At 68.6% G+C, this 20376-nt stretch carries 19 protein-coding genes; 7 read left to right on the top strand and 12 right to left on the bottom strand.

All coding sequences use genetic code 11. The annotated features are described in order from the left end of the window. Positions 1–7: 7 nt before the first annotated feature. Both G4D77_RS06575 and G4D77_RS06570 read right to left on the bottom strand, forming a co-directional pair. A complete protein-coding gene (locus tag G4D77_RS06575; protein WP_016450464.1) occupies positions 8–220 on the bottom strand; it encodes an oxidoreductase-like domain-containing protein in 213 nt (70 codons plus the stop codon). Between the two features lie 2 nt (positions 221–222). Beyond that, positions 223–465 carry a hypothetical protein gene (locus tag G4D77_RS06570; RefSeq protein WP_013803403.1) on the bottom strand — a complete coding sequence of 81 codons (243 nt, stop codon included), beginning with the start codon at positions 463–465 and terminating at the stop codon, positions 223–225. Between the two features lie 168 nt (positions 466–633). Here G4D77_RS06570 and ylqF point away from each other — a divergent pair, with 168 nt between their 5' ends. Beyond that, a complete protein-coding gene (gene ylqF / locus G4D77_RS06565) occupies positions 634–1587 on the top strand; it encodes a ribosome biogenesis GTPase YlqF (RefSeq protein WP_016453899.1) in 954 nt (317 codons plus the stop codon). A 126-nt stretch (positions 1588–1713) separates the two neighbouring features. Continuing rightward, the gene (locus G4D77_RS06560; RefSeq protein ID WP_154834858.1) at positions 1714–4002 is read left to right on the top strand and encodes a putative bifunctional diguanylate cyclase/phosphodiesterase; all 2289 of its coding nucleotides are present in this window, start codon (positions 1714–1716) and stop codon (positions 4000–4002) included. Positions 4003–4044: 42 nt separating this feature from the next. Here G4D77_RS06560 and G4D77_RS06555 read toward each other — a convergent pair whose 3' ends face one another. Continuing rightward, on the bottom strand, positions 4045–5253 hold the full coding sequence (locus G4D77_RS06555; protein ID WP_154834857.1) for a M20 aminoacylase family protein: 1209 nt from the start codon (positions 5251–5253) through the stop codon (positions 4045–4047). 233 nt (positions 5254–5486) lie between these two features. On the opposite strand from G4D77_RS06555, the gene G4D77_RS06550 reads away from it, so the two are divergent. Continuing rightward, positions 5487–6479 carry a DHH family phosphoesterase gene (locus G4D77_RS06550; RefSeq protein WP_154834856.1) on the top strand — a complete coding sequence of 331 codons (993 nt, stop codon included), beginning with the start codon at positions 5487–5489 and terminating at the stop codon, positions 6477–6479. Here the strand turns inward: G4D77_RS06550 and G4D77_RS06545 are convergent. Then, entirely contained in the window at positions 6419–7288 is an 870-nt protein-coding gene (locus G4D77_RS06545) for a pseudouridine synthase (RefSeq protein ID WP_223275230.1), read from the bottom strand. The genes G4D77_RS06550 and G4D77_RS06545 overlap by 61 nt on opposite strands. 228 nt (positions 7289–7516) lie before the next feature. Here G4D77_RS06545 and G4D77_RS06540 point away from each other — a divergent pair, with 228 nt between their 5' ends. Next, entirely contained in the window at positions 7517–8515 is a 999-nt protein-coding gene (locus G4D77_RS06540) for a diaminopimelate dehydrogenase (RefSeq protein ID WP_154836394.1), read from the top strand. On the opposite strand, the gene G4D77_RS06535 is transcribed toward G4D77_RS06540, so the two are convergent. Further along, entirely contained in the window at positions 8512–9885 is a 1374-nt protein-coding gene (locus G4D77_RS06535; protein WP_016450471.1) for an MFS transporter, read from the bottom strand. The genes G4D77_RS06540 and G4D77_RS06535 overlap by 4 nt on opposite strands. Before the next feature lie 90 nt (positions 9886–9975). Here G4D77_RS06535 and G4D77_RS06530 point away from each other — a divergent pair, with 90 nt between their 5' ends. Further along, positions 9976–10323, top strand: a complete 348-nt coding sequence (locus G4D77_RS06530; protein WP_012204400.1) for a MoaF-related domain-containing protein — start codon at positions 9976–9978, stop codon at positions 10321–10323. 355 nt (positions 10324–10678) lie between these two features. After that, positions 10679–12130 carry a cardiolipin synthase gene (gene cls / locus G4D77_RS06525; protein ID WP_016453891.1) on the top strand — a complete coding sequence of 484 codons (1452 nt, stop codon included), beginning with the start codon at positions 10679–10681 and terminating at the stop codon, positions 12128–12130. A gap of 64 nt (positions 12131–12194) precedes the next feature. Here the strand turns inward: cls and G4D77_RS06520 are convergent, their stop codons facing one another. Then, positions 12195–13037 (bottom strand): META and DUF4377 domain-containing protein, encoded by an 843-nt coding sequence (locus G4D77_RS06520; protein WP_016450473.1) that lies wholly within the window; start codon positions 13035–13037, stop codon positions 12195–12197. 164 nt (positions 13038–13201) lie between these two features. Next, a complete protein-coding gene (locus G4D77_RS06515; RefSeq protein WP_193726155.1) occupies positions 13202–13369 on the bottom strand; it encodes a hypothetical protein in 168 nt (55 codons plus the stop codon). Here G4D77_RS06515 and G4D77_RS06510 point away from each other — a divergent pair. Then, positions 13368–13946 carry a DUF2242 domain-containing protein gene (locus G4D77_RS06510; RefSeq protein WP_016450474.1) on the top strand — a complete coding sequence of 193 codons (579 nt, stop codon included), beginning with the start codon at positions 13368–13370 and terminating at the stop codon, positions 13944–13946. The two genes, G4D77_RS06515 and G4D77_RS06510, sit on opposite strands and share 2 nt — an antisense overlap. Positions 13947–13970: 24 nt before the next feature. On the opposite strand, the gene G4D77_RS06505 is transcribed toward G4D77_RS06510, so the two are convergent. From G4D77_RS06505 to G4D77_RS06485, 5 genes are all read right to left on the bottom strand, one after another. Next, entirely contained in the window at positions 13971–14852 is an 882-nt protein-coding gene (locus tag G4D77_RS06505) for a peptidoglycan DD-metalloendopeptidase family protein (RefSeq protein WP_016450475.1), read from the bottom strand. 94 nt (positions 14853–14946) lie between these two features. Then, positions 14947–17073: a DUF3300 domain-containing protein gene (locus G4D77_RS06500; RefSeq protein WP_154834855.1), complete on the bottom strand. Its 2127-nt coding sequence runs from the start codon at positions 17071–17073 to the stop codon at positions 14947–14949. Positions 17074–17234: 161 nt separating this feature from the next. Then, positions 17235–17552, bottom strand: a complete 318-nt coding sequence (locus G4D77_RS06495) for a DUF2322 family protein (RefSeq protein WP_016453887.1) — start codon at positions 17550–17552, stop codon at positions 17235–17237. A 56-nt stretch (positions 17553–17608) separates the two neighbouring features. Further along, positions 17609–18325 carry a class I SAM-dependent methyltransferase gene (locus G4D77_RS06490; RefSeq protein WP_047325724.1) on the bottom strand — a complete coding sequence of 239 codons (717 nt, stop codon included), beginning with the start codon at positions 18323–18325 and terminating at the stop codon, positions 17609–17611. Positions 18326–18452: 127 nt separating this feature from the next. Next, complete coding sequence (locus tag G4D77_RS06485) at positions 18453–20261, bottom strand: glutamine--tRNA ligase/YqeY domain fusion protein (RefSeq protein ID WP_154834854.1); 1809 nt, start codon at positions 20259–20261, stop codon at positions 18453–18455. Positions 20262–20376: the final 115 nt, after the last annotated feature.

Genomic DNA, 20376 nt, shown 5'->3' with positions numbered 1-20376 from the left:
GCGCGCTTCAACCCCGCCCGGCGCCCAGCGCCTGGCCTGCGTCCTCGCACCAGAACAGCACGGCGTCGTAGAAGCCCTCCCAGACGCAGCCGTTGCAGCCGCGGCCGCAGCAGCTCGTGGGCTGGGGCGGCGCAGGGCGCAGAGCAATGCCTGCGGCCTGGGCGCGCTGCTGCCACAGCTGGATCTGCGACAGCGCCTGCTCCAGCGGCCCCTGCACCATGCTCAGCGCCGCGCCTTGCTGCGGCGCACCGCAAACAGCACGATGAAGGCCGTGCCCAGCAGCAGGGCGAACCAGCCGACCAGGTACGACTGGGCCATCATCTGCACGATGCCCCCGGGCGCCATGAACTGTGGCGCCAGCAGAATCACCAGCCCGATCACGGCGCAGGTCACGCCCTTGATCAGCAGTTCGATGTCTGCCTTGCGCGAGGCGGAGCGGGACGAGGGGGTATCGGGCAAGGACATGGGCAGTGAGGCTGGGCGTAAAAGCGGGGGACAATTGCGGCTTGCGCAAGAAAAAATGGAAGTCTGCGGGTTGCGCCGGGGCGCCGCGCGTTGTTGCATCCTGTCTGCGCAAGCCATGAATTATCCTTGCGCCCCTGCCAGTCCCCCCGTTTCCCAGAAAGTAATCCCATGGCCATACAGTGGTTCCCCGGTCACATGAATCTCACGCGCAAGGTGATCACCGAGCGCGTCAAGGAAATCGATGTGGTCATCGAAGTGCTGGATGCGCGCCTGCCGGGGTCGAGCAGCAACCCGCTGCTGCAGGAGCTGACGGGCCACAAGCCGCGCCTGCAGGTGCTCAACAAGCAGGACCTGGCCGATGCCGCGCGCACGCCGCTGTGGCTGGACTGGTACAACGCCCAGAGCGACACGCGCGCCATTGCGCTGGACGCCTCCGAGCCCGCGCCCACGCGCCGGCTGATCGAGGCCTGCAAGCTGCTGGCGCCGAACCGTGGCGGCATGGCCAAGCCCATGCGCGTGCTGATCTGCGGCATCCCCAACGTGGGCAAGTCCACGCTGATCAACTCCATGAGCGGCAAGCGGCAGGCCAAGACGGGGGACGAGGCCGGCATCACCAAGCTGGAGCAGCGCATCGTGCTGGCCGACGACTTCTACCTCTGGGACACGCCCGGCATGCTGTGGCCGCGCATCATCGTCGAGCAAAGCGGCTACAACCTGGCCGCCAGCGGCGCCGTCGGCCGCAACGCCTATGACGAGGAACTGGTGGCGCTGGAGCTGCTGGGCTATCTGCAGAAGAACTACGCGGACATGCTGGAGGCGCGCTACAAGCTGGGCCTGGACAACGAACGCATCGCCGCCCTGCACGACGACGAGCTGCTGGACGCCATCGGCCGGCGCCGCGGCGCCATGATGGGCGGCGGACGTGTCAATGTGCAAAAGGCGGCCGAGCTGGTGCTCACGGATTTCCGCGCAGCGGTCCTGGGCCGCATCACGCTGGAGACTCCCGAGGAGTACGCGCAATGGCTGGCCGTGGGCCAGCAACGCGATGCCGAGCGCCAGGCGCGCAAGGACGCCGTCAAGGCGCGCAAGCGGCCGCCGCGCGAGCGCAAAAGCGCGCCCTGAACCGGCGCCCGCATACCCTGTTTGGTGCAAGAGCGCGTCCGACCGGGGCGGTGGCACAACCACCACAGCCGCAGGCGGCGCCGACCGCTAGCATGTTGAGTGTTCTTTCTCTGTTGGGGCTTTTTCATGCGGCGTCATCGAGTCGAGGCGGAAACCCATTTGTCCCTGCGCAGGGTGGTCCTGGTGGGCAGCATATGGATCACCAGCCTCACCGTGATGCTGGCCATGGCGCTGCTGATGCAGGACCCCGTTCCCTGGCTCAGCGTGCGGCTGAACCTGGTTGCCGCAGGCGTGAGCTTCGGTGCCGTGCTGCTGGGCTGGCGCCGGCACTGGCGGCTGGCCTCCAATGTGCTTGTCTGGGGCACCTGGACGGCGGCCGTGACCGTGGTGGCCGCCACGGGCGGCGTGCAAAGCGGCTCGGTGCTGGCCTTTCCTGCCCTGCTGGTCATGTGCGCCTGGGTGCTGGGCGTGCGCACCACGCTGGTCATGCTGGTCCTGTCCGTGCTGACGATGGCCGGTTTCTGGGTGGCGGGCCGGGAAGGCGTTGACTGGATCGGCCAGCGCGAGACCTCGCCCGTGTTCTCCATGCTCTACTTCGTGGGCATGCTGGGGCTGACGGGCACGGTCACGCTGATGGCGCGGCGCAGCCTGATCCGCCGCGCCCAGGAGCTGCAGGACACACTGGGCGCGCTGGAGCAGCACCAGGACGATCTGCGCAAGTTCTACCGCGCCGTGGAGCAGAACCCCGAGAGCATCGTCATCACCGACGTGCACCAGAACATCGTCTATGTGAACGAGGCCTTTTTGCAGCGCACGGGCTTTGCGCGCAACGAAGTCCTGGGCCAGCCCACGCACCGCTACTCCACCATGGGGCTGGATGCTCCGGCCTGGGAAGAGGCGCTGCACCAGCTGGGCCGGGGCGCGCTGTGGCGTGGCCAGATGACCAACCGCACGCGCCAGGGCGAGGACCTGCCCGAGGCCGTGCTCGTGGCGCCGATACGGGCCTCGGACGGCAGCATCGTCAACTATGTGGAGCTCAAGCAGGACCTGTCCGAGCGCATGCGCGCGGAGCGCCAGATCCATGCGCTGGCGCATTTCGATGCGCTCACCGGCCTGCCCAACCGCCTGTCGCTGACCCAGCGGCTGCGCGCGCTGGCGCGCGAGTTCCGCGAGGGCGGCAAGGGGGGCGAGCCGCGCCACGGCCTGCTGCTGCTGGACATGGACCGCTTCACGGCCTTCAACGACGTGCGAGGCACGGTGCGCGGCGACGCGCTGCTGGGCGCGCTGGCGCTGCGCCTGGCCGATGCCCTGCCCGACGGCGTGCTGCTGGCCCGCATGGGCGCCGACGAATTCGCCGTGCTGCTGGAGAAGGCAGGCCACGAGGCCGCCGAGGTCGACCAGCACATGCGCGCCCTGGCCCAGGTGCTGCAGGACGCGCTGGAGCGGCCGCTGTGGCTGGAGGAAACCGGCGAGGAAGTGCAGGCCAGCTGCAGCATCGGCGCGGCCAGCTTTGCCGCCTCGCGCACCGACAGCGGCGGCCATGACGTGCTGCGCCGCGCCGGCGTGGCCCTGCACCAGGCCAAGCAGGCCGGTCTGGGCCAGGTCGTCATCTTCCAGCCCGACATGGCCGAGGCCGTGGGCAAGCGCTTTCGCATCGAAAAAGACCTGCGCCGCGCCATCCCTGCCGGCGAGCTGCAGCCCTACCTGCAGTCCCAGGTGGACCGCATGGGGCGCTGCGTGGGCGCCGAGGTGCTGGTGCGCTGGAACCATCCGCGCCTGGGCATGGTCGAGCCCGGCGACTTCATTGCCGTGGCAGAGGAGTCGGACCTGATCGTGCAGCTGGGAGACTGGATGCTGGAGCAGGCCTGCCGCATGCTGGTGCGGCCCGAATTCGTGCAGCACGGCTGGCGGCTGTCGGTCAACGTCAGCTGGCGGCAGTTCCGCCAGCCCGATGTGGTGAACAAGCTCAAGCGCATCCTGGCCACCACCGGCGCCGACCCGCGCCGGCTGACGCTGGAGGTCACGGAAAGCGTGGTCATGCGCGACGTGGACGAGGCGCGCGAGCGCATGACCGAGCTGCAGCTGCTGGGCGTGGAGATGGGGCTGGACGACTTCGGCACCGGCTATTCATCGCTGGCCTATCTGCAGCGGCTGCCGTTCCGTGAACTCAAGATCGACAAGTCCTTTGTGCAGGACTGCCATGCCTCGCCCGGCAATGCCGCCATGGTCGAGGCCATTTTGCTCATGGCCCGTCGCCTGCACCTGCGCGTGGTGGCCGAAGGCGTGGAGACCGAGGAGCAGGCCGGCACCCTGCGCGCCTGGAACCAGGATGTGCTGTTCCAGGGCTACCACTACGGCCGGCCGCTGCCTGCCGCCGAGTGGGTGGATCTTCAAGTGAGGGCTGCCGGCGTCTGAGGCCGTAGGCACGCCAGGGTCGCGGCCCTGGCGCGGCCTGTCTCAGTCCCTGGCCTGGTTGGCGGGCTGCTCCAGCCAGCGGCGCGCCAGCAGATCCCAAAAGCGTGCGCCACGTCCCAGGTTGTCGTCGTTGAAGTCGTAGCCGGGATTGTGCAGGCCCACGCCGGGCTGGCCCGTGGCGGGACCGTTGCCTATCCAGCCATAGGCGCCGGGCACGGCCTCGAGCATGAAGCCGAAGTCCTCGGCCGTCATGGCCGGCAGGATGTCGGCGTGGGTGCGGTCCTCGCCCACCGCCTCGCGCATCACATCGGCCATGAAGCGGGCCTCGTGCGCGTGGTTGGTGGTGTTGGGATAGCCGGGCTTGAGGATGAACTCGGCGCGGCACAGATGGGCGGCCGCCACATGCTCGCTGATGCGCTGCATGCCTTCGATGAACATCTGCTGCGTCTCGGTCCTGAGGGCGCGCACCGTGCCGAAGATGCTGGCCTCGTCGGGAATGATGTTCTCCACCGTGCCGCTGGTGATCTTGCCCACGGTGAGCACGGCGCTGTCCAGCGGATCGGTGCTGCGCGACACCAGGGTCTGCAGCTGGCCGACGATGGCGCAGGCCACGGGAATCGGGTCCAGCGTGGTGTGGGGCATGGCAGCGTGCCCGCCCTTGCCGTGCACGCGGATCTCGAAACGCAGCGTGGACGCCATGATGGGCCCCACGCGCACCGCCATTTCGCCGGCAGGCAGGGCAGGCCAGTTGTGCAGCGCGAACACGGCCTCGCAGGGGAATCGCTCGAACAGGCCGTCCTCCATCATGGCCTTGGCGCCTGCGCCGCCTTCCTCGGCGGGCTGGAAGATCAGGTGCACCGTGCCATCGAAATCGGGCTGCTGCGCCAGCAGCGTGGCCGCACCCAGCAGCATGGTGGTATGGCCGTCATGGCCGCAGGCATGCATGCAGCCCGGGTTCTGGCTGGCGTGGCCGAAGGCATTGAGTTCCGTCACCGGCAGCGCATCCATGTCGGCACGGATGCCGAGGCTGCGGCCCGGGTTGGCGGCGCTGTGCCCCCGGCCGTGGATGCTTGCCACCACGCCGGTCCGGCCCAGCCCGCGGTGCACCTGCAGCCCCAGCGCCTGGAGATAGGCCGCCACCTTGTCGCCGGTGCGGTGCTCCTCGTAGCGCAGCTCGGGGTGGGCATGCAGGTCGTGGCGGAACTTCAGCAGGGAGCCGAGATGGGGGGTGATGTCGGGTGTGGATCGCATACAGGGGCCGCGACGGCCTGCACGCCAAGCGGGTCCGCAGGCGGTCGCAGCAATTCAATGACAAGGCGGACATGATAGGTCCTGGGGTTTGCCTATGCCGTCTGCCGCGCCGATAGGCCTTGTGCTGCCGCGGCTTTGCGCTACGTTCTTTGATAGCTGCCCGCGCAATGCCCTGGCCCGGGAGTTGGCGCAGATGCAGGGGAATGGCGCCAGGACCGACAATCGCCCCCATCATGAAAAACACCATCCTGCCCCTGCAATTGTTCGTGCGTCCTGAGCATGACGATCCCCAGCCCCTGATCCTGTACCACGGCCGCCGCTGCCCGGACGGCTATGGCGCGGCGCTGGCGGCCTGGCTGTTCTACGGCGGGCAGGCCGAATTCCGCGGACTGGACCATGGCGAGATCCTGAAGGCCGACGACCTGGGCGAGCTGGCCGGCCGCGCGGTCTACGTGTTGGACTTCGCCTTCGAGCCCGAGCTGATGGCCGAGATCGAGTCGCGCGTGTCCAAGCTCGTGGTGCTGGACCACCACAAGAGCGCTGCCGAAAAGCTCACCGGCTACCAGTGCCGCTGCGGCGTCGTGCACTTCGACATGAACAAGTCCGGCGCGCGCCTGGCCTGGGAGTTCTTCCAGGCCGACAAGCCCGTGCCGGGCCTGATCCGCTTCATCGAGGACCGCGACATCTGGAAGTGGGAATTCGCCGAGAGCGCGGGCTTTCTCGCGGCGCTGGACATGGAGCCGCGCAGCTTCGAGCGCTGGGCCGAGATCGCGGCCTTCACGCCCGAGCAGGAAGCTGCCTTCATGGCACGCGGCGGCGCCATGGACGAGAAATTCCAGAAGCTGTGCGCCGACATTTCCGAGTCCGCCCAGCCCCTGGTCTTCAACGGCATGCAGGGCCTGATGGTCAACTGCCCCGGCATGTTCCACAGCCAGGTCGGCGACCTGCTGGCGCGCCAGAGCGGCAGCTTCGCGCTGATGTGGCATGCCAGCACCAAGGGCGTGAAGGTCGGGCTGCGATCGCGCTCGGAGTTCAACTGCATTGCGCTGGCCGAAAGCTTCGGCGGCGGCGGCCATGCCCAGGCCTGCGGCTTCAAGATGGGCAACGAGCGCCTGGTGGAGCTGCTGTCGGGCGTGCTCAAGGCCGATGCCTCGGCCGACTACGCCTACGTGGCCGCGCCGCTGATGGAGCAGCCTGAAACGGGCGCGCCTGCCGAAGCTGCCTGATCCAGCCCGGCCGTCGCCGGCAGGCCCGCACAGGCCTGCCAGCCGGGCAGGGCGCACAGCGCGCGCCATTGCTGCACATCGGGCACATGGCCCAGCCGGCTCCAGTCGGCCTCCAAGCGCAGCGGCTCGCCCGTCATCGGGTGCGCCAGCTCCAGCGCATGGGCATGCAGCCACAGCCGCTGCAGGCCCAGGCGCTCGGCCCACCAGCGGTTCAGCGGCCCCTTGCCGTGCGTGGCGTCGCCAATGATGGGATGGGCCACATGCTTGAGATGGCGGCGTATCTGGTGGCGCCGGCCCGTGGCAGGCAGCGCCTGGACCAGCGAAATCCGCGTGGCCGCATGGCGCGGATCAAAGGCCTCGGGCCATTCGAGCCGGGCCAAGCAGCGCAGCGCAGTCCGTGCGGGCTGGGCTGGCGCGTCCTCGGGCGCATCGTCGGGTCGGAGGGCATGGTCCACCTCCACCGCATCGGGCAGCCAGCCGCGCACCAGCGCCAGGTATTGCTTGCGCACTTGCTGCCCGGCAAACGCCTGGCCCAGCCGCTGCGCGGCCTGGGCATGCAGGGCCATCACCAGCACGCCGCAGGTGCCCTTGTCCAGCCGGTGCGCAGGGTGCACATGGCAGCCCAGCTGGTCGCGCAAGGTCTGCAGCACGAAGCGCGTCTCGTGCGCGTCCAGTCCCGTGCGGTGCACCAGCCAGCCTGCGGGCTTGTAGACCGCCACCAGGTGCTCGTCGCGCCAGAGGATGTGCAGCGGTGCGTCGCCGCACTCCGAGGGCAGCGGCTGGGCGATGGGGGATGAGGGCTGGGACATGAGGGCGTGAGTGTAGGCGCTGCTGTCCACCACGGCCCACGACCCTCTCCCAATGCCCCTGCCCAACATCGCCGCTCAGTACCCCCGCGCAGGGCAACGCAGTGCTGCCCGGCAGTGCACGACTGGCGGCTCCGTGGCGATGCAAGATCGCGCCTGGTTCTGCGCTGGCGCATGAACCTCATTTTCGAGCCGCAGTTTTTGAACCTCATCGCAAAGGCACCGCACCGCATGGACCATCGCAGCACCGCTCCCATCCGCATCGCCATCGTCGGCCACGGCAACCTGGGCCGTGGCGTGGAGGCGGCCATTGCCCGCAACCCCGACATGGTGCTGGCCGGCATCTACACCCGCCGCGATCCGGCGCAGCTGCGTCCGCTGCAGCCCGGCCCGCCCGTGCACGGCATGGACAGCCTGCTGGCCCATCGCGCAGGCATCGACGTGCTGGTGCTGTGCGGCGGCTCCAAGGACGACCTGCCGCAGCAGTCCCCCGCGCTGGCCGCGCATTTCAGCCTGGTGGACAGCTTTGACACGCATGCGCGCATTCCCGGGCATTTCGAGCTGGTCGACGCGGCGGCCCGCGCGGCGGGCACCACGGCGCTGATCTCGGCCGGCTGGGACCCGGGCATGTTCTCCCTGCAGCGCCTCATGGGCGAGGCCCTGCTGCCCGATGGCGCCACCTACACCTTCTGGGGCAAGGGCCTGAGCCAGGGGCACTCCGACGCCATCCGCCGCATTCCCGGCGTGGCCGGCGGCGTGCAGTACACCATTCCCGTGGACGAGGCCGTGCAGCGCGTGCGCAGCGGCGTGCGGCCCGAACTGTCTGCGCGCGAGCGGCACCGGCGCGAGTGCTTTGTGGTGCTGGAGCATGGGGCCGATGCCGACGGCGTGCGCCAGGCCATCACCGGCATGCCGCATTACTTCGACGAGTACGACACCACGGTGCACTTCATCAGCGCGCAGGAGCTGGCCCGTGACCATGCGGCCATGCCGCATGGCGGCTTCGTCATCCGCAGCGGCAGCAGCTCCGATGGGCTGCGCCATTCCATCGAATACCGGCTGCAGCTGGACAGCAACCCGGAGTTCACGGCCAGCGTGCTCGTGGCCTATGCGCGCGCCGTGCACCGGCTGCAGCAATCGGGGCAGACGGGCTGCAGGACCGTCTTTGACGTCGCGCCCGGCCTGCTGTCGCCCAAAACTGCGCAGCAGCTGCGGGCCGAGCTGCTTTAGCCCTGGCCCACGCGGGCCGCGTCTTCCAGCCGGTCCACGTCGCGCAGCGGCTTGAACAGGGTCATCCAGCTGCCGACCACGCCCAGCGTGCACAGGCTGCCCACCACGGCAGCGGGCACCGCGCCCAGCCAGGCGGCGCTGGTGCCGGCACGGAACTCGCCCAGTTCGTTGGACGAGCCGATGAACAGCATGTTCACCGCGTTCACGCGCCCGCGCATGGAGTCGGGCGTGGAAAACTGCACCAGGGCCGAGCGGATGTACACGCTCACCATGTCGGCCGCACCCGCGAGCATCAGCGCCGCCATGGACAGCCAGAACCAGTGCGACAGCGCAAACACCAGATTGGCCACGCCGAAGATGGCCACGGCGGCGAACATCACGCGGCCCACATGGCGCTGTATGGGGCGGGCCGACAGCCACAGGCCCATGGCCACCTCGCCCACGGTCATGGACGAGCGCAGCAGGCCCAGGCCTTCGGGCCCGACCTTGAGCACCTCGTGCGCGTACACGGGAAGCAGGGCCACCACGCCGCCCAGCAGCACGGCGAACAGGTCCAGCGAAATCGTGCCCAGGATGATGGGGCGCGTGCGGATGAAGTGGATGCCTTCGCCAAAGCGCAGCCACAGCGAGCCGCCGGCCGGCGCCATGGCTTCGGCATAGCGCACGGGCACCGTGCCCAGCAGCAGCACGGCCAGCACCAGGGACACGCCGCAGACCGCATAGGTCAGCACGGCGCCGCCCCAGGCGTAGAGCAGGCCGCCCAGCACGGGCGCCGCGATGGCGGCCGTGCGCATCAGCATGCTGTTGGTGGCCAGCGCCTGGGCCAGTTGCTCGCGCGGCACGATCTGCGGCAGCAGGCTTTGCAGGGCCGGCCCCGTGAAGGCGCGGCTGCAACCGAACAGCACCAGCACCGCGTAGATCCAGTGCACATCGTGCGCGGCAGCGCCCTCGTGCCAGGACAGCCACAGCAGCAGCAGGGAGCACAGCGCCGCCACGGCCCAGCTGCCCGACAGCAGGCGCTTGCGGCTCATGCGGTCGCTGAGGTCGCCTGCCGGAATCAGCAGCGCCAGCATGGGCAGGAACTGGGCCAGTCCCACATAGGCCAGGGACATGGGGTCGCGCGTCAGGTCGTAGACCTGCCAGGCGACGACCACGGCCTGCATCTGCTGGGCGAACATGGACAGCATGCGCGCCATGACGAAAGGGACGAAGGCGCTGTTGCGCAGGCCGGCAGCGGGGCTGTCGGCCGAAGTGGGGGGAAGCGGGGAGGAGGGCAAGATCGGAAGTCCGTGGCAGAGCACGCGCAGTATCTGCGAAATGCCGCCGCCCTGCAGGCCGAACCGCCTGCGCCATGCTGCCGACGAAGGCATGCGGCCTGCTCCCACAAACACCGGGGACGCGGCGCGTGAACATGCCATCACGGGTCAGGCCAGAACCCCGCATCAGAGGAGCAACACACCATGTCCATGTTGTCCATGCAATACGCCGGCACCTTGATCGGGCGCGAAGCGGTCATCGATTTCCCCGATAGCAAGGCTGATGTGCGGTACACGCCGCAGGGCCAGATGGTCTGGCATGTGGTCGATTCCCTGGGCCATGTGTCCGACGGCTGCGAACGGCTCAGCTACCTGCAGGTCAGCGACAGCCTGCACTTCCTCAACTGGATCGAGAAAACCGGTTTCACCGTCAGCCAGGTCATAGACACGGCGCAGGGAACGGTGCAGGCCTTCTGGTCCTTTGCCGATCCGGCCAGCGAGGGCGGCCACCGGTCCTCCATGTTCGTCGAAGGCCGTTTCCGCTTTCGCTGAGAACCCTGCCGGTGCTGCGTGAAACATTGCGGCGGCGGCGCAACATGCCTGTTTTTTGAGCGCCACCGGCAAAGCCAAGGCTGGCGCCGCAAACACGGGTTGTCCCGAAGCTTGTCCACAGGCAGGCCCACAGTCGCTGGGCATAACCGTCACGCCATCGTCATTTTCTTCATCCAACGGAAAGGTTTCGTGGGATGTGTGCGTGTACTTTCGTCATGATTCAGGTTTTTCGTGGAATTCTGTTCCTGTATCCATGGCCGGGGGGTAGCCGCCCGCCGCAGATCAAGGCCCGTGCCCCCGTGAAACATTGCGCGCCTGAGAAACAGGTCCGCAATGCCGCCGCTATGCTGGCCGCATGACCTGGCTGCTTATCGCATTGCATCTGCTGCTCATCGCGGGTTTCGGCCTGCGCATCCTTTTGCGTGACGATGTGCGCCCCGACGTTCGCATGGGCTGGCTCACCGTCATCGTGCTGCTGCCCTACGTCAGTTGCGCGCTGTACTACCTGTTTGGCGAAGTCACGCTGCGCCGCCGCGGCCGGGCCCGGTACCGCAAGGTGCAGGACTTCGCGGCAGGCGCTGCCATGGACCACGGCGCCGCCGTGCCGATAGCGGGCATCGCCCCGCAGTGGCAGGCTGCCTTCGGCTATGCGGCCTCCATCAACCGCTTTGCCGCACAGCCGGGCCACACCGCGCAGCTCATGGCCGATGGCGCCGAGGCCCGCGCCCGCATGCTGGCCGACATGGACGCCGCCCAGCATGAAATCAACGTGCTGTACTACATCTGGCTGGCTGATCACACGGGCACGGCCGTGGCCCAGGCGCTGGTGCGCGCGGCACGGCGTGGCGTGGTCTGCCGCGCCATGGTGGACGGCCTGGGCTCGCGCGCGCTGCTGCGCACCGACCTCTGGCAGCAGATGGCCCAGGCGGGCGTGCAGCTGGCCGTGGCCCTGCCCACCAGCCATCCGATCCGCGTGATGTTCACCAGCCGCCTGGACCTGCGCAACCACCGCAAGATCACCGTGATCGACCAGCGCATCACCTACTGCGGCAGCCAGAACTGCGCGGATGAAGCCTTTGCCGTCAAGGCCCGCTATGCGCCCTGGGTCGATGTCATGCTGCGCATGCAGGGTCCGGTGGTGGCGCAGATGCAGCAGGTGTTCGCCAGCGACTGGGCGCAGGCACGCAGCGTCGCCCAGGTTCCTCCCATGCCGTTGGCTGTCCGGTCCGCAAACGGTCTGCCCGACCGGCCTGCAGACGGCTTTGCCGCCGTCGTCATTGCCGAAGGCCCGGCCGAGCGGCCCCGCTCCACCTCGCAGCTCGTGTCCACGCTGCTGGCCAGCGCACGGCGCGAGGTCGTGATCTCCACCCCTTACTTCATTCCCGACGCCACGGTGCTCGAGGCCCTGTGCGCCGCCGCCTGGCGCGGCGTGCAGGTCAGTCTCATCCTGCCCGCGCGCAACGATTCGTGGATCGTGGGCGCGGCCAGCCGCAGCACCTACCGCTACCTGCTGCGTGCCGGCGTCATGCTCCATGAATTCCGCCCCGGCCTGCTGCATGCCAAGACCCTGTGCGTGGACGGGCAGGTGGCTTTGCTGGGCTCCACCAACCTGGACCTGCGCAGCTTCGACCTGAACTTCGAGAACAATGTGCTGCTGCAGGACGAGGCCGTGACCCAGGCCATCCGCCGGCGCCAGGCCGACTACATCCGCCAGTCCGACCGCATCACCGCCGCCCAGGTCCACGCCTGGCCCTGGGGCCGGCGCATCTGGAACAACCTGCTGGCGATGCTCAGTCCGGTGCTGTGAGGCGCAGCCCACAAAAAAGGCCTGCGCAGTGCAGGCCTTCAGGGCTGTGGGGCAGCAGGCGCGCTCAGCGGCCCACGCGCTCGCTCTCGACCACCATGTCCAGCACATAGGCGTAGGCCGATGCGTCGGCCGGCACGTTCTGGCGCTTGTAGCGCTGGATGCGCAGCACGTTGCGGATGCCGGGCTCGTGCTTGTAGCCCTCGATCTCGCTGTAGAAGTTCTCCCACTCGCCGGTGGAGGTCTTCACGCCGTTGTCGCCGTAGCGGATCTCGCGCACGCGCAGGCACTGGAAGTCCTTGATCAGCGGGTGGTTGCAGGCCGTGCGCTGGGGCGCCACTTCCAGGAAGATGCGTTCGCCTGCGCTGCCGTACTGGGTCTGGGCCGTGGGCGAGCCGTCGAGCTGCCAGCGCGTGCCGTCGATGAAGGTGAGCGTCAGGCGCGCAGGCTGCTTGCCTTCGCCCAGTTGCACGGACCATTGCTTGGCCGTGGGCAGGATGCGGGCCACCTTTTGCTCCAGCGCCATCAGCTGGTCGTCATCGCAGGCCATCAGCGTGCTGGCGGCGCGCTGGGTGGCGATGCGGTTGCCTTCGGTGCGGTAGCCCGTGGTCACCACGTTGCACAGGTTCTTGACGGCCAGGCGCTGGTCGGCGAACTCCAGTTGCAGGGGCCGCTTGCGCGAGGCGGCCGTCAGGAACCAGCTCTGGTCTTCGGTGCCCTGGGGCGTGAAGGCCTGGCGAAGACTCCAGTGGTAGGCGGTCAGCGATTGGGCGTCACCGGGCGGGCCGGCAGGAGCCGACACCTGGGGCTTGGCTCCGTCTTCGGCGTTGCCGCCCTTGTCGATATGGCTGCAGGCGCCGAGCCCCATGGTGACGATCACGGGCAGGCACCAGGTCCAGCTTGGCTTCATGTTGAGTTCCTTGGTTGATGGGTACAGGTACAGGCGCAGCGGCGGCAGGCTTGGGCAGCCCGGGTGCGGCATGAGCCGCACCGGCCGTGGCCGAACCGGGGCACCATAACGCAGATGCGCGGCGGTGCTTGTCAGAACGGGGCGCTATTCACATTCGTTTGCATCTATTTGATGTAGACGGAAAAACCGATTGCTGCAAAGTTGCCGGCCATTGCATTGCGCTCGGGTGAGAATAGGCGGCCAGCCGCCATGCCATCCGCAGGCAGCGGCACCGGAGCAAGGAGCAGGTTCGTGTATCGACGTTGGAGTGCAGCAAACAGGGTGCGTGGCATGCGCTGCGCAGGGGCTTTGGCCGTCATCATGGTGCTGGCGGGCTGCGGCTCGACGATTCCCCAGCATGTGCCGGTGCAGGAGAGCTTCGGCTCCACCGAGACCTTCTCGCGCATGTTCGATGCCTCGCCGGCCCAGACCTGCGAGGCCGCGCGCCGCGCGCTGCTGAGCCAGGGCTACATCGCCATGGCGCGCACGGCCGAACTCATAGAAGGCAGCAAGAGCTTCCAGCCCGACCCGGAGCTGAACCTGCAGATGAACATCCGCGTGGTCTGCGTGCCGGAGACCGCCGACGGCCAGGTCAGCATCGGCTTTGTCACGGCGCTGCAGGACCGCTATACCCTGAAGAAGAGCGCCAACTCGGCCAGCCTGGGCGTGGGTGCGCTGGGGTCCGTGTCGCTGCCGTTCTCCTCGGGCAGCGACTCCATGGTCAAGGTGGGCAGCGAGACGATTGCCAAGAGCGGCTTCTACGACAGCTTCTTCGAGCTGGTCTCGCGCTACCTGGCGCAGGACCGCGACTCCATCGCCGTGCCCACGCCGGTGGCGCCGCAGAACACGATTCCCTCGGCCGACCACTGACGCCGGCGGGCGCCACAGCCCCGTTCACGCCGCCAGGAACAGCGCCGGGTCCACCATGCTGCGGTTGAGCATCACGCCCCAGTGCAGGTGCGGGCCGGTGACGCGGCCCGTGGCGCCGACCTTGCAGAAGGCCTCTCCCGTGTCCAACTGATCGCCCAGCTTGCACTGCACGCTGCTCAGGTGGCAGTACATGCTCAGCAGGCCGCCGCCGTGGTCCAGCCACACGGTGCCGCCGTTGAAGAAATAGTCGCCCACGTCCACCACCTTGCCCGGCAGCGGCGCGACGACGTTGGTGCCCGTGGCTGCCGCGATGTCCATGCCGCTGTGCGGATTGCGCGGCTGGCCGTTGAACACGCGGCGCAGGCCGAAGCTGCTGCTGCGCCGGCCCGGCACGGGCTGGCGCATGCGCAGGTCGCCGGGGCGTGCGGGCGGCTCGGTGAACAGCGCCATGATGGTCTGCTGGTGGGCGCGCTCACGCTGGTAGCGCGCATCGTCCTCGGGCGACAGGTCCACGGTCTTGGGCGAGACCTTCAGGCGCTGCTCGGTGTACTTCTTGTCACGCACCTCGTAGGCCAGGGAGCGCGCTGCGCCTTCGCCCTTCACGGTCACGCTGTGGGTGCCAGGTGCGGCCGACAGCGCAATGCCGACCACGGCCGTCCATTCGATCATGTCGCCCACCACCAGCACGGGCACGTCGCCGGCCAGTACCTGGGGCCGCTGGGATGCGGGCCCCAGCGACAGGCGGGCCACGCCGCCGGGCACGCGGCTGTCATGGGGCCAGGGGGATTCGCTGGAGGGCGCTGCGGCCTTGGCGGCCCAGGAGGGAAGGATCAGGCCCGCGCCCGAGGCGCACAGGGATTGCACGAACAGTCGGCGGGAGCGGGGATTCGTCGTCGGTATCTGCATGGATGAAGCGGCGGGCTTGGCGCCGGCATGGGGCCGTTATCGATCGCCCCATTGTCCGCCAAGCGTGCGCCAAGCCAAACCTCTGCCGGGCCGTTCAGCGGTCCCGGCGTTCGTCACGTCCGCCGCGCCGTTCCTGCGGGCGGGATGCGTTGGCCATGCGCTGCTGCTGTTGGCGCTGCTCCTGCTGCGCGCGGGTCTGCTGCTGCTGGGCGCGCGCCTGGGCCTGCTGTGCCTGCTGGAGCTGCATGCGTTGCTGCTGCGCCTGACGCTCCTGCATCTGGGCCTGTCGTTGCGCTTGCTGCTGCGCCTGTTGTTGGGCCTGCATTCTGGCCTGCATCTGTTCCTGCGCACGGGCTTGTTGCTGTTGCTGTTGTTGCTGCAACTGCTGCTGGCGGGCCTGCATCTGCGCCTGTTCGCGGGCCTGGTCCCTGGCCTGCATCTGCATCTGTGCCTGGCGCTGGGCCTGTTGTTGCTGCCGTTGTTGCTGTTGCTGTTGCTGCCGCGACTGCTCCTCGCCACGCAGGCGGGCGGTCTGCATCTCCATCTGCTGTTGCTGCTGCTGGCGCATGCGCGCGGCATCGGCCATGGAACGGTCGCGGTCCTGCCGGTCCTGCTGCCGCGTGCCCTGCTGCGCGGCGGCAGACGACCACGAAGGCACGCGGGAATCGCGGCCCCGCTCGCCCGGCATGGCGGCAGCGGGCAGGGCGGCTGGCGGGCGCTGCACCCCTGCAGCCTGGGTCGAATGCGGAGCCTGCGGCCACTTGCCGAACTGGCCCGGCTGCGAGGCCGGCACCGGGTTCATCCTGGGCTGCAACGCTGCCTGCGGCCGGTCATCGGGCCGCAGGCCCGGGCGGCCGCGATCGGCGCCGTCATGCCGGGCAGATCCTTGCGTGGCGCCGGGCGGCAGCATGCCTTGGGAAGACGCCGGCGGGCCGCCCTGCGGTGGCCTCAGGCCCAGCCGCTGCGGCATGCCGCCATGCGCGGCGGCGGCCGCGCCTGCCATGCCGGCGGCGCCGGCCAGGGCCGCCGCGGCCATGCCGCCCGGGCGCGGATCGCCGCCCTGTGGCGGGTTGGGCGGGTTGCCGGCAGGGCGGGGCTCGACGTGCGGGTTGTTCGCGATGTGGGTGACGTTGCCACCGTTGTTGATCTGCGTGTTGCGGATGTTCTGCACCACCGTGGTCGAGCGTGTCACATAGGTGTTGTTGTTGTAGATCACGGCTGGCCGGCGCGAGGGCGGTGGCGGCGGCTCGTTGCGGTGCCAGCGGTAGCCGGGCTCGCCCCAGCGCATGCCCCAGGAGTTCCAGCCCCAGGGGCGACGGTCCACGGACTCGGCGAGGATCACGCCTGCGCCAAAGCCGATCAGCCCCGCCACCACGGGCGCGGCCGAACTGCCCACGTAGACGGGCTGCGGCGCCACGATGGGGCGGTAGCCGCCATACACCGGCAGCGGCTCGCCATACACCACACCCGGGTCGTACTGCGGCACATAGACGGTGTCGGGCTGGGCGGGAGTGATCTCGATGAACTGCGAGGGCGCATCGATCACCGGCACCGGCAGCATGGACGACAGGGGCTCGCCCATGTCCTGGGGCGCTGGCTGGGGATCGCGCGGCGGGGCATCGGCCGCGGCCACGGCCACCTTGAGCCGGCTGGAGTCCTTGAGCGTACCGGCCTTGTAGGCGCGCTGGCGCATCACCTGGATGGCGTTCATCACGTCGGCCGGATCGTTGTAGTAGGCCCTGCCCAGGGCCGTGGTCCAGGGAATGTTGGAAGACAGCTGCGCCAGCACGTTGGGAAACTGGGCCAGGGACTTGACCGACGGGTCCCAGTCCTGGCCGTTGACGGCGTCCTGCAGCTCCTGGGGCTTGAGGCCCGGGTTCTGCCCCAGCCAGACCTCGGCGGCGCCGACCTGGTCGGGATAGGTGGAGGCGGCCAGCACCTGGGCCACGAGCTTGTCGGGGTACAGCGCAATGGGCGCCACCATCTGGTAGAGCGTCTCGGCCGACGGCGGCACATAGGCCACGGGCGTGGCGACGGGCTGGGCGCTTTCGGTGGCAGGCGGCAGCGGCGCGCTGGCGGCCTGCGGGGGCTTGTCCTGGGATTCGTTGCAGGCGCTCAGCGCCAGGGCGGCGGCCAGGCCCAGCACGCTCAGGCGCAGGGCGCCGGCGTGGGAAGCTGAGGGGGCCATGGTGCGTGCTCTGGGCACGGCGGATTGCAGCATTGCGTTCTCCTGGGCAGGAACGCCTTGCGCGCCGAAGCGGCAAGGCACATGTCATTTGAACGCCAAAGTGCACGCTGCGTTGACACCGGCGTGTCAGCCGATGCCCCCAGTCCGCGCAACTTCTGTGACGCGGTGTTTACCCAGGCGGAATCAGGCCGCGATCAAGCCGCGAGCAGGCGGGCCTGGTAGCTCTCGGCACCCTTGGACCAGGCCAGCAGGCGGTCGATGTTGGGGTGCTTGCCGGGGAAGGCGATGGCGTCCTGCGTGTGCTCGGCATACCACTCCAGGCCCAGTTCGGCGGCGGCCGGCGTGATGCTGCCGCCGTAGAGGGCGGCCAGCGCGTGGTACACGGCCAGGGAGCCGGTCTGGCCGGGCTTGTTCTCGATGGTGGCCACGACCTGGCCCTGGGCATCGGCCAGCTGCAGCGCGGCGAGGTGGGTGACGGTGGGCAGTTGCTGAAGGCGTGCGGAGAAGTTCATGCTGAAAGGCAAATCAAAGAAAGGAAGGCGGAGAAAGAACGATCGGCTCGGGACGATCAGGCCTTGGCGGCAATCCACGCACACCAGAACAGGCTGGAGAAAAAGCGCTTGGCCTGAACGAAGCCGGCCTGGGCCAGCATCTGCTCCACTGCCTCTTCCGAGGCGGGTGGAACCGCGCCCTGCCGGATCTTGCCGAGTTTCGCATGGACGGCGGCCTCGTCCGCGCCTGCCATGCGCCAGCGCATGGCCCAGGCTTCGAGAAACAGCGGCTCGCTGTCGTAGCGATGGCGATTGCAGGCCAGGATGAAGGGCGCACCCGGCGCCAGCCTGGCCGACAGGGCCTGCAGCAGCCTGAGCTTGTCCGCATCGTCAGGAATGTGGTGCAGCACGCCGATCAGCGTGGCCGCGTCGAACACCGTGCCGGCGGGCAGGTCTTCCACCGCACAGGGTGCTGCACGCACCTGGGCCGACAGGCCGGCGGCTGCGATGCGGTCCATGGTCTGGTCCAGCATGGGGGCCGAAGGGTCGGCGGCCGTGAATGTCCACTGCGGCCTGAGCCGCGCCGTGGCCAGGATTTCCTGGCCCGTGCCACCGGCGCCGCCAATCAGCACGGACTTCGGCCCGGCATCCAGGCTGGCTGCCAGCAGGCAGGCGGCCAGCTCGTGGCAGGCGTCGTAGCCGGCCAGGGCGATGCGGCTTTGCGTCTCGTACTCGGCCGCGCGGGAGGTGTCGAACTTGGCGGCGGAAGCCGCCTGTGGCAAGGCTTGGTTCATGGCCTGGAATTGTGCTGAGGCCATGGTCACTGCAAAAGCGCCGATGTGCGATGGCCCACCCCTGCAAAGCAGGATGGTGGGCCATCTTCGGGGGAGCGGTGCAGGTGCCCGCCAGCGGGCCGTGCGCCTACTTGCCCCAGGAGTCCTTGAGACCCGTTGCGCGGTTGAACACGGGCTTGCCCGGTGCGTGGTCCTTGCGGTCGGCCACGAAGTAGCCGAAGCGCTCGAACTGGAACTTGTCGTCAGGCTGTGCCTGGGCCAGCGACGGCTCCACGTAGGCCGTCACGACCTTGAGGCTGTCCGGGTTGAGCAGGGCCAGGAAGTCCTTGCCGCCCGCATCGGGCTGCGGGTCGGTGAACAGGCGGTCGTACAGGCGCACTTCGGCCTGCACGCCGTCGGCCGCGCCCACCCAGGTGATGGCGGCCTTGACCTTGACGCTGTCGGCGCCCGGCGTGCCGCTCTTGGTGTCGGGCACCACGGTGGCCAGCACCTTGGTGACGTTGCCCTCGGCATCCTTCTCGCAGCCCGTGCACTCGATCACGTAGCCGCCCTTCAGGCGCACCTTGTTGCCGGGGAACAGGCGCTTGTAGCCCTTGGGCGGCACTTCGGCGAAGTCCTCGCGCTCGATCCACACCTCGCGGCCCAGCGTGAAGCGGCGCACCGGCACCTGCTGGCCTTCGGCGGCGTGGGGCAGGGCGGGCAGCTCGCAGGCTTCCAGGTGGTCGGCGCTGCCGAAGACCTCGGCCCAGTTGGTCAGCTCCAGCTTCAGCGGGTCCAGCGCCACCATGCCGCGATGGGCCTGGTTCTCCAGGTCTTCGCGCAGGCAGCCTTCCAGCGTGGAGTAGTCGATCCAGGCGTAGTCCTTGGTCACGCCGATGCGCTCGCAGAAGGCCTGGATGCTCTGCGGCGTGTAGCCACGGCGGCGCAGGCCGACGATGGTGGGCATGCGCGGATCATCCCAGCCGCTGACGATGCCGTTGTCCACCAGGTGCTTGAGCTTGCGCTTGCTGGTGATCACATAGGTCAGGTGCAGGCGCGAGAACTCGTACTGGCGCGGCTGCGGCGCGGCAATCAGGCCGCCTGCGCGCAGGTGGTCCAGCAGCCAGTCGTAGAACGGGCGCTGGTCCTCGAACTCCAGCGTGCAGATGCTGTGGGTGATGTGCTCCAGCGCGTCCTCGATGGGATGGGCGAAGGTGTACATCGGGTAGATGCACCACTGGTTGCCGGTGTTGTGGTGCTCGGCATGGCGCACGCGGTAGATGGCGGGATCGCGCAGATTGATGTTGGGCGATGCCATGTCGATCTTTGCGCGCAGCACGGCAGCGCCATCGGGCAGCTTGCCGTCGCGCATTTCGCGAAAGCGCGCCATGTTCTCGGCCACCGTGCGGCTGCGGAACGGGCTGTCCACGCCGGGGCGCGAGAAATCGCCGCGGTTGGCCTTCATGTCGTCGGCGCTTTGCTCGTCCACATAGGCCAGGCCCTGCTCGATCAGGTACTCGGCCGCGCGGTACATGAAGTCGAAGTAGTTGCTGGCGAAGTACAGGTTCTCGTGACCGTCGGCTTCCTTCCAGCCGAAGCCCAGCCAATGGACGGCATCGATGATGCTGTCCACGTACTCCTGGTCTTCCTTCTCGGGATTGGTGTCGTCGAAACGCAGGTGGCAGGCACCTTGGTAGTCGCGCGCCAGGCCGAAGTTCAGGCAGATGGCCTTGGCGTGGCCCACGTGCAGGTAGCCGTTGGGCTCGGGCGGGAAGCGTGTGCGGATCTTCGCCACGTCCACCTGGCCCTGGTTGTGGTGGTCGCCATCACCGGGGCTTCCACCCCAGCGGCGCTGGGCGTAGGTACCGTTGGCCAGGTCGGCCTCGATGATTTGGCGCAGAAAGTTACTCGGTTTGACCGGATCTTTGGAGATGGGGGAGGCGTCAGCAGAGCTCATCGCAGCATTGTAGGCGCGCGCCTGCCGACCCGCTCCGGACGGCTTTCGGACAGCCGCGCCAGCCAAGGGTTGAGGCATTTGGAAACAAACTTGTATAAAAGCCTGCCATCCGTAG

Source organism: Delftia sp. WY8 (genome assembly GCF_018437695.1).
Lineage (GTDB): Bacteria > Pseudomonadota > Gammaproteobacteria > Burkholderiales > Burkholderiaceae_C > Comamonas > Comamonas tsuruhatensis.
Note: the sequence above shows the minus strand (reverse complement) of the source record. Positions and strands in the feature narration are given on the sequence as shown.

What these genes read in the sequence shown, in the direction of transcription:
- G4D77_RS06575 (WP_016450464.1), bottom strand. Translation starts at nt 220, where the DNA reads ATGGTGCAGGGGCCGCTGGAGCAGGCGCTGTCGCAGATCCAGCTGTGG.
- G4D77_RS06570 (WP_013803403.1), bottom strand. Translation starts at nt 465, where the DNA reads ATGTCCTTGCCCGATACCCCCTCGTCCCGCTCCGCCTCGCGCAAGGCA.
- ylqF (WP_016453899.1), top strand. Translation starts at nt 634, where the DNA reads ATGGCCATACAGTGGTTCCCCGGTCACATGAATCTCACGCGCAAGGTG.
- G4D77_RS06560 (WP_154834858.1), top strand. Translation starts at nt 1,714, where the DNA reads ATGCGGCGTCATCGAGTCGAGGCGGAAACCCATTTGTCCCTGCGCAGG.
- G4D77_RS06555 (WP_154834857.1), bottom strand. Translation starts at nt 5,253, where the DNA reads ATGCGATCCACACCCGACATCACCCCCCATCTCGGCTCCCTGCTGAAG.
- G4D77_RS06550 (WP_154834856.1), top strand. Translation starts at nt 5,487, where the DNA reads ATGAAAAACACCATCCTGCCCCTGCAATTGTTCGTGCGTCCTGAGCAT.
- G4D77_RS06545 (WP_223275230.1), bottom strand. Translation starts at nt 7,288, where the DNA reads ATGTCCCAGCCCTCATCCCCCATCGCCCAGCCGCTGCCCTCGGAGTGC.
- G4D77_RS06540 (WP_154836394.1), top strand. Translation starts at nt 7,517, where the DNA reads ATGGACCATCGCAGCACCGCTCCCATCCGCATCGCCATCGTCGGCCAC.
- G4D77_RS06535 (WP_016450471.1), bottom strand. Translation starts at nt 9,885, where the DNA reads ATGCCTTCGTCGGCAGCATGGCGCAGGCGGTTCGGCCTGCAGGGCGGC.
- G4D77_RS06530 (WP_012204400.1), top strand. Translation starts at nt 9,976, where the DNA reads ATGTCCATGTTGTCCATGCAATACGCCGGCACCTTGATCGGGCGCGAA.
- cls (WP_016453891.1), top strand. Translation starts at nt 10,679, where the DNA reads ATGACCTGGCTGCTTATCGCATTGCATCTGCTGCTCATCGCGGGTTTC.
- G4D77_RS06520 (WP_016450473.1), bottom strand. Translation starts at nt 13,037, where the DNA reads ATGAAGCCAAGCTGGACCTGGTGCCTGCCCGTGATCGTCACCATGGGG.
- G4D77_RS06510 (WP_016450474.1), top strand. Translation starts at nt 13,368, where the DNA reads ATGCGCTGCGCAGGGGCTTTGGCCGTCATCATGGTGCTGGCGGGCTGC.
- G4D77_RS06515 (WP_193726155.1), bottom strand. Translation starts at nt 13,369, where the DNA reads ATGCCACGCACCCTGTTTGCTGCACTCCAACGTCGATACACGAACCTG.
- G4D77_RS06505 (WP_016450475.1), bottom strand. Translation starts at nt 14,852, where the DNA reads ATGCAGATACCGACGACGAATCCCCGCTCCCGCCGACTGTTCGTGCAA.
- G4D77_RS06500 (WP_154834855.1), bottom strand. Translation starts at nt 17,073, where the DNA reads ATGCTGCAATCCGCCGTGCCCAGAGCACGCACCATGGCCCCCTCAGCT.
- G4D77_RS06495 (WP_016453887.1), bottom strand. Translation starts at nt 17,552, where the DNA reads ATGAACTTCTCCGCACGCCTTCAGCAACTGCCCACCGTCACCCACCTC.
- G4D77_RS06490 (WP_047325724.1), bottom strand. Translation starts at nt 18,325, where the DNA reads ATGAACCAAGCCTTGCCACAGGCGGCTTCCGCCGCCAAGTTCGACACC.
- G4D77_RS06485 (WP_154834854.1), bottom strand. Translation starts at nt 20,261, where the DNA reads ATGAGCTCTGCTGACGCCTCCCCCATCTCCAAAGATCCGGTCAAACCG.